Annotated in this window: 13 protein-coding genes; 6 read left to right on the plus strand and 7 right to left on the minus strand. The window is 51.2% G+C overall.

Going from position 1 to position 12,327, the window contains the following annotated elements:
- Positions 1-160: 160 nt before the first annotated feature.
- The 3 genes from ABDW36_RS02110 to ABDW36_RS02120 all read left to right on the plus strand — a co-directional run bounded on the left by ABDW36_RS02110 (position 161) and on the right by ABDW36_RS02120 (position 2,219).
- On the plus strand, positions 161-484 hold the full coding sequence (locus ABDW36_RS02110) for a hypothetical protein (protein ID WP_343700227.1): 324 nt from the start codon (positions 161-163) through the stop codon (positions 482-484).
- Positions 485-596: 112 nt separating this feature from the next.
- Positions 597-1,322: an FAD-binding oxidoreductase gene (locus ABDW36_RS02115; protein WP_343700228.1), complete on the plus strand. Its 726-nt coding sequence runs from the start codon at positions 597-599 to the stop codon at positions 1,320-1,322.
- Between the two features lie 30 nt (positions 1,323-1,352).
- Entirely contained in the window at positions 1,353-2,219 is an 867-nt protein-coding gene (locus ABDW36_RS02120; protein WP_343700229.1) for a hypothetical protein, read from the plus strand.
- 132 nt (positions 2,220-2,351) lie between these two features.
- Here the strand turns inward: ABDW36_RS02120 and ABDW36_RS02125 are convergent, their stop codons facing one another.
- From ABDW36_RS02125 to dtd, 3 genes are read right to left on the minus strand one after another with little or no spacing between them, the layout of a single operon-like run.
- Positions 2,352-3,782, minus strand: coding sequence for a glycine--tRNA ligase (locus ABDW36_RS02125; protein WP_343700230.1), 1,431 nt, complete (start codon positions 3,780-3,782; stop codon positions 2,352-2,354).
- A gap of 54 nt (positions 3,783-3,836) precedes the next feature.
- Positions 3,837-4,169, minus strand: coding sequence for a nucleotide pyrophosphohydrolase (locus ABDW36_RS02130; protein WP_343700231.1), 333 nt, complete (start codon positions 4,167-4,169; stop codon positions 3,837-3,839).
- Positions 4,169-4,621, minus strand: a complete 453-nt coding sequence (dtd, locus tag ABDW36_RS02135) for a D-aminoacyl-tRNA deacylase (RefSeq protein WP_343700232.1) — start codon at positions 4,619-4,621, stop codon at positions 4,169-4,171. Before dtd ends, ABDW36_RS02130 begins: the two co-directional genes overlap by 1 nt.
- A 79-nt stretch (positions 4,622-4,700) precedes the next feature.
- Here dtd and arfB point away from each other — a divergent pair, with 79 nt between their 5' ends.
- Complete coding sequence (gene arfB / locus ABDW36_RS02140) at positions 4,701-5,102, plus strand: alternative ribosome rescue aminoacyl-tRNA hydrolase ArfB (RefSeq protein WP_343700233.1); 402 nt, start codon at positions 4,701-4,703, stop codon at positions 5,100-5,102.
- A 33-nt stretch (positions 5,103-5,135) separates the two neighbouring features.
- The gene (locus ABDW36_RS02145; protein ID WP_343700234.1) at positions 5,136-6,623 is read left to right on the plus strand and encodes a polysaccharide biosynthesis C-terminal domain-containing protein; all 1,488 of its coding nucleotides are present in this window, start codon (positions 5,136-5,138) and stop codon (positions 6,621-6,623) included.
- A gap of 62 nt (positions 6,624-6,685) precedes the next feature.
- On the opposite strand, the gene ABDW36_RS02150 is transcribed toward ABDW36_RS02145, so the two are convergent.
- Complete coding sequence (locus ABDW36_RS02150) at positions 6,686-7,348, minus strand: MBL fold metallo-hydrolase (RefSeq protein ID WP_343700235.1); 663 nt, start codon at positions 7,346-7,348, stop codon at positions 6,686-6,688.
- A gap of 57 nt (positions 7,349-7,405) precedes the next feature.
- Between ABDW36_RS02150 and ABDW36_RS02155 the strand changes: the two genes are divergently transcribed.
- Entirely contained in the window at positions 7,406-10,774 is a 3,369-nt protein-coding gene (locus tag ABDW36_RS02155) for a hypothetical protein (protein WP_343700236.1), read from the plus strand.
- Positions 10,775-10,851: 77 nt separating this feature from the next.
- On the opposite strand, the gene ABDW36_RS02160 is transcribed toward ABDW36_RS02155, so the two are convergent.
- Genes ABDW36_RS02160 through ABDW36_RS02170 form a run of 3 tightly spaced genes read right to left on the minus strand, consistent with a single transcriptional unit; the run spans position 10,852 to position 12,148 of the window.
- Positions 10,852-11,208: a diacylglycerol kinase family protein gene (locus ABDW36_RS02160; RefSeq protein WP_343700237.1), complete on the minus strand. Its 357-nt coding sequence runs from the start codon at positions 11,206-11,208 to the stop codon at positions 10,852-10,854.
- 10 nt (positions 11,209-11,218) lie between these two features.
- The gene (locus ABDW36_RS02165) at positions 11,219-11,515 is read right to left on the minus strand and encodes a transcriptional regulator (protein WP_343700238.1); all 297 of its coding nucleotides are present in this window, start codon (positions 11,513-11,515) and stop codon (positions 11,219-11,221) included.
- Between the two features lie 12 nt (positions 11,516-11,527).
- Positions 11,528-12,148: a hypothetical protein gene (locus ABDW36_RS02170; RefSeq protein ID WP_343700239.1), complete on the minus strand. Its 621-nt coding sequence runs from the start codon at positions 12,146-12,148 to the stop codon at positions 11,528-11,530.
- Between the last annotated feature and the right edge of the window lie 179 nt (positions 12,149-12,327).

The raw sequence follows: 12,327 nt of genomic DNA on the forward strand, positions 1-12,327 counted from the left end.
CCATGGTTACTGCTGTTAGTCCATATTTCATCATCCTGGGGTCATCCTAGGGTATTCCTGGGGTTTTCATAGGTTATTTTATAGAAAAAACCCTAAGAATACCCTGGAATAACCTCATATTAACCTTAAAATGATTATCTTTTGATAAAATAACAATACCATGGCTATCAGCGAACATCTTCTTTTAAAGAAAATGTCCGGTCACGTAGGCCGGCAGATCGTATTCAAACAATACGGCAACAAAACCATTATGGCCAAGTATCCTGACATGAGCAACCGCACGCTTAGCCCCAAGCAGCTGCGGGTAAACGAGATCATGGAGGAGGCGAATTTTGAGGCCAAGCGGATCATGGCAGATGAGGAGCTCAGAAATGAGGCACAGGTAAGGCTGAACGTAACACGCAACAAGTTGTACACAACGCTTGTCAGGGAGTATTTCAAAGCGGCGCGGGCGGCGGAAAATGATACCGTATCTGGCGGGTAAACGGCCGGCTTCCCTGCTGCAAAAATAAGTTTGCCGCACCCCGTCTATACGTTTCAGGAATTTTGCTTAATTTAAAAGAAAGGAAGCATCATTTTACATTAAACTTCACAACATGCTCGAGCAATGGTACACCGGCGTGGTAACGAAGATTGTGGATGAGACGTATAATACAAAGCGGTTCTGGATACAGATACCTGAAAAAGCCAGCTTTGACTTCAAGCCCGGCCAGTTTGTAACCCTGGACCTTCCCATTCATGAAAAAAAGAACAAACGGTGGCGCAGCTATTCCATTGCCTCGCACCCTAACGGCAGCAACGAGATAGAACTGGTGATAGTACTGCTGGAGGGCGGCCTGGGCTCCACTTACCTGTTCACCCAGATAAAAGAAGGCAGCGAATTGACGCTGCGCGGCCCGCTGGGCGTATTTACCCTGCCTGAAGTGATGGAACGGGATATTTTCCTGGTGTGTACCGGCACGGGCATAGCCCCCTTCCGCTCCATGACGCACCACCTGCACCTGCACGGTATTCCACATCCCAACATATATCTCATTTCCGGCTCGCGGTACGAAAAAGACCTGTTGTACAAAGCCGAAATGCAGCGGCTTTCTCAAGAGATGCCGGGCTTCCAGTACATCCCTACCCTTTCCCGGGAAGACAGCCCTTCCTGGTCAGGACGCAAAGGTTATGTACATGCCGTGTACGAAGAGCTGCTGGCAGACAAAAGGCCCGCACACTTTTTCCTCTGCGGCTGGAAGGCCATGATTGATGAGGCCCGGCAGAAGATTGTGGCCATGGGGTATGACCGGCATGATATTCACCTGGAGTTGTATGGATGATGGAATATCTTTAACCCAAAACCTGTACATATGAAAAAATCCCTGTTTACCTTTGCGGCTCTGGTGACCTTTGTCAGCTCCGCTTTTGGACAGTTTCCCATCAACACCTACATTCAACAGACAAGCACGCTCGACCCTGCTAACAACTATACTCATCTTTTTACCCAGTGGCGGTACAATACAGAACAAATTGGATACGTTGGTTATGGTTCCAGTAATGGAACGTTGTACCTGCATAACCAGATCGGCAACCTTGAACTGAACGGCTTGAACAATCTGCTGTTTTTCACAAACAATGCCAAGGCTATGACCCTTTCTTCCGAGGGACGGCTGGGTATTGGTACGGATGCACCAGTTTGGCAACTGGATGTTGCCGGCACCATTGGAGGCAAGCAATCACTATGGTTAAAAACCAATGTTATTAATTCCACTGAGGTGATACTTGAAAAGCCAGATCAGAGCTATTATAGCATAGCTGCCAACAATACTGCCTTTTCCCTCTACAACCACGCAACACAGCACGTATTCTTCATGGCAGACGCCAACGATAACGTTGGCATTGGTACCGCTGACACCAAAGGGCACAGGCTGGCCGTATCAGGCAGCATTATTGCCACCAAAATAAAAGTGCAGCAAACGCCCTGGCCAGACTATGTATTTGAACCCGGCTACCAGTTGCCTTCCCTTTCGGAACTGGAGCATTTCGTGAAAAAAAACAAACATTTGCCTGGTGTACCCTCGGCTGAAGAAGTGGCTGAGCAGGGTATTGACCTGGGCAGCAACCAGGCCGCACTGCTCGAGAAATTAGAAGAGCTTACGCTGATCATCATCGAGCAGAACAAAAAATTGGAAGCGCAGGAGAAGAGATTGCAGGCGCTGGAAAAGAAAAACGGGTAAACCACTACCCCCTCAAACTACCGTAATAGCAGACGCCTAAAATAGTATGAGCTGGCCGTTATCTGGCCAGCTCATACTATTTGACAGAAAGACAAGCTGCTGCTGTCTCTTCCATGTATTGTGCTTACACAACTATTCCAATATCTTCTTCATCACTATCTCCTTCACCTGCGCCATAGGCACACGCTCCTGTTCCATGCTATCCCGGTGGCGGATGGTAACGGTACCGTCTTCTTTCGTCTGGTGGTCAATGGTTACGCAGAAAGGCGTACCAATGGCATCCTGGCGGCGGTAGCGTTTGCCGATGCTGTCTTTTTCTTCGTAATAACAATAGAAGTGCTGCTTGCATTCTGCCATCAGCTCACGGGCAATTTCAGGCAGACCATCTTTTTTAGTGAGCGGCAGCACCGCCAGTTTGATGGGCGCCAGCCTGGCCGGGAATTTCAGCACCACGCGGCTGTCTTGCTTCTCTGCCGTGCTCAGGTCTTGCTCCTCGTAGGCTTCGCTGAGTATCATCAGGCAGCAGCGGTCAAGACCAATGGAAGTTTCAATTACATAGGGAATGTAATTCTGGTTGATTTCCGGGTCAAAGTACTGCAGCTTTTTGCCGGAGTATTGCTGGTGCTGGCTCAGGTCAAAGTCTGTGCGGGAGTGAATGCCTTCCACTTCCTTGAAACCGATGGGGAAATTATATTCGATATCCACGGCTGCATCCGCATAGTGGGCCAGCTTCACGTGATCATGATACTGCAGGTTGGCCGGGTTCAGGCCCAGGCTTTTGTGCCATTTCATTCTTTCCTCTTTCCAGTACGCGTACCATTCTTTCTGCGTGCCGGGGCGGATGAAGAACTGCATTTCCATCTGCTCAAATTCCCGCATGCGGAACACGAACTGGCGGGCTACGATCTCGTTGCGGAAAGCCTTACCCACCTGCGCAATGCCAAAGGGTATTTTCATGCGGCCGGTTTTCTGCACGTTGAGGAAGTTCACGAAAATACCCTGCGCGGTTTCGGGGCGCAGGTAAATTTCGCTGGCTTCTTCAGACACGCTGCCCAGCTGGGTGGAAAACATCAGGTTGAACTGGCGCACGTCCGTCCAGTTTACCGTACCGCTCACGGCGCATTTTATTTGGTTGTCTTCTATCAGTTTCTTCAGGCCCGCAAAATCATTTTCTTTCAGCAGCTCTTCCATTTGCGCAATGAGCGCAGCGGCGGCATCTGCCTCCAGCGTTTCGGCAAAACCTTCAATCAGATGGTCTACCCGGTAACGTTTGTTGCTGTCTTTATTATCGATCATCGGGTCACTGAAATTGTCTACGTGCCCGGACGCTTTCCAGGTGGTGGGGTGCATGAAAATGGCAGCGTCTATGCCCACAATGTTTTCATGCATCTGTGTCATGCTCTTCCACCAGTAATCCCGTATATTTTTTTTCAGCTCCGCGCCATACTGGCCATAGTCGTACACCGCGCTCAGCCCGTCATAAATTTCGCTGGACTGGAAAATAAAGCCGTATTCCTTACAATGCGAAATGATCGCCTGGAACTTGTTCTGATCTGTTGCCATAGGGCGCAAAGATAAATTTGAATTTTGAAACAACGTATTATATTAATAACATATTCATCTTAGTTTCTCATTATCGCGGTGGCGGTTGCTGTCACGCACCGTTTTTTTCTCGAAATTCTTCTCCAGGGCCACGGTGAGGTCTATGCCCGTCTGGTTGGCCAGGCAGAGCAGCACCCACAGCACGTCTGCCAGCTCATCTGCCAGCTCCTTCTTTTTGTCTGATTCCTTAAAGGACTGGTCTCCGTACTGGCGGGCAATAATACGGGCCACTTCTCCCACTTCTTCCGTCAGAATGGCCATGTTGGTGAGTTCGGAGAAATAGCGGACGCCGGTGGTTTGTATCCATTTGTCTACTTTTTCCTGGGCTTCCTGGATGGTGATGCTCATTATTCGCGGTTTTTTGTATCAATAATAATAGTGACCGGCCCGTCGTTCAGCAGGCTCACCTTCATATCCGCCCCAAACTCGCCGGTACCGATGCTTTTCCCCAGGTCTTGCTCCAGCCGGGCCTTCATTTTTTCATACAGGGGAATGGCAACCGGGGGCTTGCTGGCCCTGATGTAGGAGGGGCGGTTGCCTTTTTTGGTGGAGGCATGCAGGGTGAACTGGCTTACCAGCAGCAGGTCTCCGCCCGTTTCCAGCAGGCTGCGGTTCATCACGCCGGCCTCGTCGTTGAAAATGCGCAGGTTCGTTATTTTGTTGCTGAGCCAGGCAATATCTTCCTCCCCGTCTGCATCCTCAATGCCCAGCAATACCAGCAAACCACCTTCTATGGCTGATTTTACCGTGCCGTTAATGGTTACGGCCGCGTTGCTCACCCGTTGTATAACTGCTTTCATCTGTTGTTATTCCTTTACCGGGGAAGTTCATATCCCCCGAAATCCCTTTACTTTTGCGTTTAAAGATAAGAAATGCTTTATGCCTGACGTATCAGCGGAAATAAAATTCAAAACAGCGCGCAGCGGCGGCAAAGGCGGCCAGCACGTGAACAAGGTGGAAACCATGGTGGAAGGCTATTTTGACATTGCCGCCTCTGCCATACTCACGGAGGAGCAGAAGGCGCTGCTCTTGCAGAAGCTGGGCGCCAGGCTCAATGCGGAAGGGCTTTTGCAGGTAAGGTCGCAAACGGAGCGCAGCCAGCTGGGCAACAAGGGAGAGGTGATCAAAAAAATGAACCGCCTCATTGCACAGAGCCTGGTGGTGCCCAAAAAACGCATCAAGGTAAAACCCACCCGGGCCATGATAGAAAAACGCATCCAGTTCAAAAAGCGGCTGAGCGAAAAAAAGAGCAACCGCCGCAATAACTTTGGATCCGAGTAAGTCAACTCCTATTTTTGGAATAAATTCAGCGCATTGGGAAATATTAAAAAACTGGCAGGGCAAACCATCTGGTACGGGGTGCCCACCATTGTTCACAGGTTCCTGGGATTTGTATTGCAGTTATTTTTGACCGGCCTTATGCCGGCGGATGAATACGGGGTTGTGACACAGATCTATGCCGTAATTCCCTTTCTGAACATCGTTTTTACTTACGGGCTGGAAACCAGCTTTTTCCGTTTTGTACAGCATACAGACAAGTCAACGCTGTACAATACCCTCTGCGTGTCTATGCTGGTGAGCACTACGGTTTTTACGGCCCTGCTGCTGGCGGGCACCGGACAGGTTGCGGCGCTGCTGCGTATCCAGGGGCACGAAACCCTGATCACGCTCACGGCCGGCATCGTTTTTTTTGATACCCTGGCTACCCTGCCCTTTGCCATGCTGCGGCAGGAAGGCAGGCCCCGCAAATATGCGCTGGTAAAAGTGCTGACAATTGTTACCCAGATAGCGCTGAGCATTTTTTTCCTGGTGGTATGCCCCTGGCTGGCAAAAAAGGGCCTGGCCAACTGGTACAACCCGTCTTTCAACGTAGGGTATTTTGTACTGTCTAACCTGGTGGCCAGCGCTATGGCCCTGCTTTTCCTGTATAAGGAAATTACTGTTTTCCGCTGGGTGTTTGACAAAGTACTGTGGAAGGAAGTGATGCGCTATAGTCTCCCGTTGCTAATTGTAGGCTTCGGCGGTATGATCAACGAAATGCTGAGCAGGCTGGTATTTGCACAGGTATACCCCTATCCGAAGGAAGAAACAGACACGCAACTGGGTATTTTCGGGGCTGTATACAAGCTGACTGCACTGGTCACTATTTTCATCAACATCTTCCGCATGGGTGCGGAGCCTTTCTTTTTCAACCAAAGCCGCAACGAAGACGCCCAGCTCACTTACGCCCGTGTGCTTAAATTCTTTGTTATGGCGCTGGGAGCGGTTTTCCTCGTGGTATCCTTGTTTCTTGACCTGTGGGGAATGTTCATTACGCTGGGGGAAGACAAAAGGTACGCCGAAGGCCTGAATATAGTACCCATACTGACCATGGGCACCGTGTTCGTGGGAATTTATTACAACCTTACAGTATGGTACAAGCTTACCAACCGGAACATGACCGGGGCATATATCACCCTGGCCGGCGCCCTCATCACTATCGGGCTGAACGTTCTGTGGATACCGGAGTACGGGTACACAGGCTCTGCATGGGCTACTTTCATCTGTTACGCCTTTATGATGGTAAGTTCTTACCTGCTGGGGCAAAAATATTATCCGGTGCCCTATGACGTGGGGCGCATTCTCTTCTACCTGGGCCTTGCCGCGCTCATTTACGCGGCGCACGCCTACATCCGCTCTCTGAATCCCGGCATGATCACTTTGCATGCCTGCGGGGTGGCCGGGCTATGTATATACATGATAGTTATACTGCTGGCGGAGCGGCGGGAAGTGGCCAGCCTGTTGAACCGCAAACCGCGTTAGCTGCCGTGGCCGGCTGCCGGGCTCATCATGCCAGCAATCCCTCAACCCGTAAACCCTGCCCCTCAGGCAAACCGGCTGGTGGGGTCTTCCGGCACAAAAGGATTGTGCACCTTCTCAAACCCGATGGTGGTGGAAGGGCCGTGGCCAGGGTATACCACCGTATCATCAGGCAAGGTGTACAACTGCTGCCGGATGCTGCGGGCCAGTGTTTCAAAATTACCCCCCGGAAAGTCTGACCGGCCTACACTTTGTTTAAATAACACATCTCCGGCTATCACAAATTGCTGTTTGGCGCAATACAGGGAAATACTGCCCGGGGAATGGCCGGGAGTAAAGAGAATATCCAGCTCGTCCTCCCCCAATATCACCTTTTCCCCTTCCTTCAGGTAGCTTTTGGGCATGGGAGAAGGCTCAAACGGCAGGTTGTACATGAGGCCTGACTGCGGAGAACGGTCCAGCACCACCTGGTCTTTTTCATGGATTTCCAGCCCCACCCCAAAGGTTTTGACCACCAGCGCATTGCCGAAAATATGGTCAAGGTGGCAGTGGGTATTGATCAGCCGGACAACTTCCAGGCCGCTTTCCCGTATAAACTGAAGGAACTCTTCCCGCTCATTTTCATAATAAAAGCCCGGGTCTATAATGATACACTGCTTTTTTTCGTTTATAAGGACATACGTGTTTTCCTGGAGAGGATTCACTGTGAAATATTTGATTTCAAGCATTGTTGGATGATTTTTGCTAATTTTAATTTGCAACACAATATTATCAATACTTTCCGTATGAACCGATTTATTACCAGGTCATTCATTCTTTCCTTTATCCTATTGATTGGCACGTTTCACGTTCAGGCACAGACGAATACGGTTGAATTTGGCCAGAACCGGGTTCAGCACAAAAACTTCAAATGGCGCTTTTACACCACCCGCCACTTCAATACCTATTTTGCCCAAAACGGCCTGGAGCTTGGAAAGTATGTAGCACAAACGGCCGAAAAGGAGCTGCCTTCCATGGAGGAATTTATGGAGTATACGTTCCGGCAGAAGGTAAATATTGTGGTGTATAACAACTTCGGAGAGTTCAAGCAGTCCAATATAGGCATCGGCATAGACTGGCAAAATACCGGCGGCGTTACCAAACTGGTGGGCAACAAGCTGCTGGTATATTTTGACGGGGACCATGCCAACCTGCGCCGGCAGATACGCCAGGGCATTGCCCGCGTGATGCTGGAAACCCTGCTGTTTGGCGAAGACATCGGGGAGTTTGCCGGCAATGCCGTGCTGATAGATTTCCCCAACTGGTTTACAGACGGTTTCATAGCCTATGCCGCTGAAAACTGGAACCCCAAGCTGGATGACGAGCTGAAAGCCACCATGCTTTCCGGCAAATACTCCACCTTCAACCAGCTGGCCTTTGACAAGCCGCTGCTGGCGGGCCAGGCTTTCTGGTATTATGTGGAAAGCAAATTCGGGAAAGACGCCGTGCCTTACCTGATGTACATTACCCGTATTAACCGGGGCCTCAAGAAGGGTTTTGAACAGGTGCTGCACATGAAGCCGAAAGACGCCCAGAAAGACTTTATGACCTACACCCTGCGGCGCTACCAGGAAGACAACCGCCGGCGCCGGCAGGTAACCCGCGGCACAGGCATTGTTTCTCACGAAATAGGGAAAAGGGATTATTACCGCTACCAGGCCAACCCTCAGAACCGGAGTTACGCCGTGGTGGAATACACCAAGGGCCTTTACAAAGTGAAGATCAACCTGGGCTGGAGCACTTCCAAGGTACTGCTGAGAAGCGGCGTGCGGCAGCTTACCTCCAAGCTTGACCCCAATTACCCGCTGCTGGCCTGGAACCAGAAAGGCAACCGCCTGGCCATTGTTTACGAACATGAAGGCAAAACCAAGCTGATGGTGTACGACCTGATCAGCAAAACCACCATCCGCCAGGACCTTCCGCAGTTTGACCGGGTGATAGACATGAAGTATTTCTTTGAGTTTGATAATTCCCTGCTGTTGTCTGCCGTAAAGAACGGGCATACCGATATTTTCACCTACAGCATCAGCAACGGTAAAACGGAGCAGATCACCAATGACGTGTATGACGACCTGGACCCCTCTTTTGTGGCCTTCCCGGGTAAAAGCGGCATCATCTACTCCTCCAACCGGCCGTCTACCAAAGCCCGCAGCGCTGATACCGTGCTGCCCCATAACCGGTACAATATCTTCCTGATAGACAACTGGAACAAATCTTCCGAAAAACAGATCTCCCAGCTGACGGACCTGCCCTACGGCAATGCCCGCCTGCCGGTGCAGTACAACACCACCCACTTCACTTTTGTGAGTGATGCCAATGGCATCAACAACCGCTACGCCGGTTTCTTCAAGGCCGAAAGAGCAGGTGTAGACTCCCTGTTTTTTGTAGGCGCCGAAATACTGCATAACCCTGACAAGGAAGAGCTGGATTCCGCCCTGGCAGAATACGGCTCCACAGCGCCAGACTCTGTGCAGGCGGTCACCATCACCAATGACTCCACGTATGTATTCCCTGTTACCAACTACCAGTACGGCATCAAGGAATCCCGCATTGCCGGGGATCAGGGAATGGTGTCTGAAGTGGTGCAGGTAGGAGATTATAAACGCCTGTACAAGCTGAAAGTGGATACCAATACCCTCCGGCGCAGGAATGTATCGGCCAGGCCTACACGCTTTATGGCGCAGAAGATGCATGAAGACAGCCTGAAACTGGGGCTGCCCAGCTACTATCAGAAAGATACAGCTACCAAGCAAGACAACTTCTTCCTGAACGAATTCGGCAACGAGCCCGCAGATACTACCAGCGCGGCCACCGTACTGGCCCGCGAAACCCGGGAAGAACCGCCCGTGCTGAAGCTGGCGCGGCTGAGCAACTACAAGCTCAAGTTCTCTTCTGATTACCTGGTGGCGCAAATAGACAACTCCGTGCTCATGAACAGGTACCAGCCCTATTTTGGGCCGCCCAGCTCGCCCATCCGGCTTACAGACCCCGTGAACGGCCTGGTGCGCATAGGCGTGAGCGACCTTATGGAAGACTACAAGTTCAACGGCGCCTTCCGTATTCCGCTGGCGCTTGACGGTACGGAGTACATGTTCTCGTTCTCTTACCTGAAAAGAAGGTTCGACTATAAATTCACCTACTACCGCAAGGTAGACAAGGCCTCTCTGGGCGTTTACACAGACACCACCATGGGTACCTACCCCATCAAGAACAAAACCAACATCTACCAGGTGGAGGTGAGGTATCCGTTTGACGTGGTGCGCAGCATCCGCCTGATGGGTGGTATCCGGACGGACGAACTGGTAGTACTGGCTAACGATGTGCCTTCGCTGAAAGAGGAAAACTTCAAGGAAACCAACGTACTGGCCCGCCTGGAATACGTACATGACAATACGCTCAACCCCGCCATCAACATCTACAAAGGGACCCGCTACAAGGTGTACGGAGACCTGATGGCCCAGATCAAGAGCAACCGCAACACCCTGTTCAATGAAGTAACGCCTAAAGGCAAGCTCACCTACAACATGGGCGGTGAAATACGCCATTACGTTGAAATTCACCGCAACTTCATATGGGCTACGCGTTTTGCCGTAGATATGTCATGGGGCAGCCGTAAACTGATCTACTTCCTGGGCGGTGTAGACAACTGGCTCATTAAACCGGACATTTACCGGAACACGCCCGTTTCGCCAGACAACTACGCCTACCAGACACTGGCGGTGAATATGCGTGGCTACAAGCAGAACATCAAAAACGGCAACAACGTAATGCTGATGAATACGGAGCTGCGCCTGCCGGTATTTACTACCTTCCTTGACAAGCCCATCAACTCGGCGTTTCTCCGCAACCTGCAACTGATGAGCTTTGTAGACATTGGTACCGCCTGGAACCAGAAGCTCAGCTTCAAGGATGCCAACTATACCACGTACACCAGTCCTGACGGCATTACCGTGCGCATCAAGGAAGGTTTCCTTGGGCCGTTTGTAGGAGGTTATGGGTTTGGTGCAAGGACCACGCTGCTGGGCTATTTTATGCGGGTAGACGCCGGCTGGCCCATGACGGGCTTCTTCCGCGGCAAACCGCTGTTTACCTTTGCCATGGGAGTTGACTTCTAGAACAGTATATTTTGCATAAAAGAATGAGGGCGCGCCGGCAATGGCGCGCCCTCATTCTTTATGTCAGCTGTGCAGGCTCAGCAAAATTTCGGGACAAAGATCAGCGCTCCTGTTACCGCTGCGGCAATGGCCGCTGCCAGTACCGCTCCAGCCGCCACGTCCTTGATCCATTTTACGGCCGGGTGGTGTTCCGGGCTGAGGTGGTCCATTATTTTTTCGATAGCGGTGTTCAGCATTTCGGTGATCCAGACGAGGGCCATTGCGAGCGTTAACAGTATCCATTCCGTCAGTGTGCACCGCAGCCAGCAGGCCAATGCCACCACCACTATGGTAGCGGCCAGGTGAATGCGGGCGTTGGGCTCGCTGCGCAGAAAGGCCAGTATGCCGTTAAAAGCAAAGCGGAAACTGCGCAGCCTGTTGCGAACTGTTTGCATCCGGGAAAGTTTACTGGCTGAATTTGATCATGGTCTCCAGGGCGGCCAGGTGGCCTTTGAAAGCCTTTTCCCCGGCTTTGGTAATAGAATAGGTAGTATTTGTTTTACGGCCAATGAACCCTTTATGCACTTTGATGTATGCATTTTCTTCCAGCGTACTCAGGTGGGAGGCAAGGTTGCCGTCTGTTACTTCCAGCACTTCCTTCAGGTCATTAAAGCTCACTTCTTCGTTCACCATCAATACACTCATAACACCCAGGCGGATGCGGCTTTCGAATACTTTATTCAGGTTACCTATCGGGTTCATGGCCATGCTGATTTATTCCGCGGGTGAACGTTCATACTTCCACCACATAATAGTGCCGTACAAAATGTGCAGTACGCCAAAACCAAGCGCCCAGAAAAGGAGGCCGTGGTAGAGGTTAAAAAGGGCAATAATGCCCAGGATGATTTCCGCGTACCCCAGGTAGCGTATATCCGTTAACGTGTATTTGCCGGCATTCACCAGCGCCAGGCCGTAAAACACCAGGCATGCCGGCGCCACCAGCCCCAGGTACCCATGCTCCAGCAGGCCCAGGATGAACAGGCCGCCGGCAATCAGGGGAATAGCCAGGTTGATGAACACCTTCCGTGCGGCCGCGTCCCACATAGGCAAACCCTGCCGCTGCGCCTTGCGCCAGGTGAAATAGAAACCGGCGCCCAAGGCTGCCACCAGCACGGCGCCCGCTATCAGCAACAGGCGAAACACCAGCACGGCTTCACTGGTGCGCTGGTACCCTTCCGGGGCGGCAGAAAGCAGGTCCCAGGCAAAATACGCACCCACCAGCGCGCTAACACCGGCGCCAACGCCCCCCAGGCCGCTGAGAGACATGAAACGGGTACTCCGTTCCATTATACGTTTAATATCCGTCAGCGTGTCAAGATGTTGTTGCTCATTCATAGAAAAGCACTTTGTGTGTCAAAGCTATGAAATATTTGGCACGTTATTCACAGTGTACAAAGGGAACTTTCAGCAAGCCGTTACCAGCTGTAACATTTTATTTCCTTTATCCGTACATCAAACAAACCATAAATATTTGTTATAAATATGTCGTTTTATACCTGCTTGAACGTTGTATC

The organism is Chitinophaga sp. (assembly GCF_039596455.1).
Taxonomy (GTDB): domain Bacteria; phylum Bacteroidota; class Bacteroidia; order Chitinophagales; family Chitinophagaceae; genus Chitinophaga.

Excerpts from the sequence above, each read along its gene's own strand:
- ABDW36_RS02130 (WP_343700231.1), bottom strand. The coding sequence starts at position 4,169 with ATGAGCATCACCATCCAGGAAGCCCAGGAAAAAGTAGACAAATGGATA.
- ABDW36_RS02125 (WP_343700230.1), bottom strand. The coding sequence starts at position 3,782 with ATGGCAACAGATCAGAACAAGTTCCAGGCGATCATTTCGCATTGTAAG.
- ABDW36_RS02110 (WP_343700227.1), top strand. The coding sequence starts at position 161 with ATGGCTATCAGCGAACATCTTCTTTTAAAGAAAATGTCCGGTCACGTA.
- ABDW36_RS02150 (WP_343700235.1), bottom strand. The coding sequence starts at position 7,348 with ATGCTTGAAATCAAATATTTCACAGTGAATCCTCTCCAGGAAAACACG.
- ABDW36_RS02170 (WP_343700239.1), bottom strand. The coding sequence starts at position 12,148 with ATGAATGAGCAACAACATCTTGACACGCTGACGGATATTAAACGTATA.
- ABDW36_RS02155 (WP_343700236.1), top strand. The coding sequence starts at position 7,406 with ATGAACCGATTTATTACCAGGTCATTCATTCTTTCCTTTATCCTATTG.
- dtd (WP_343700232.1), bottom strand. The coding sequence starts at position 4,621 with ATGAAAGCAGTTATACAACGGGTGAGCAACGCGGCCGTAACCATTAAC.
- ABDW36_RS02115 (WP_343700228.1), top strand. The coding sequence starts at position 597 with ATGCTCGAGCAATGGTACACCGGCGTGGTAACGAAGATTGTGGATGAG.
- ABDW36_RS02165 (WP_343700238.1), bottom strand. The coding sequence starts at position 11,515 with ATGAACCCGATAGGTAACCTGAATAAAGTATTCGAAAGCCGCATCCGC.
- ABDW36_RS02120 (WP_343700229.1), top strand. The coding sequence starts at position 1,353 with ATGAAAAAATCCCTGTTTACCTTTGCGGCTCTGGTGACCTTTGTCAGC.
- arfB (WP_343700233.1), top strand. The coding sequence starts at position 4,701 with ATGCCTGACGTATCAGCGGAAATAAAATTCAAAACAGCGCGCAGCGGC.
- ABDW36_RS02160 (WP_343700237.1), bottom strand. The coding sequence starts at position 11,208 with ATGCAAACAGTTCGCAACAGGCTGCGCAGTTTCCGCTTTGCTTTTAAC.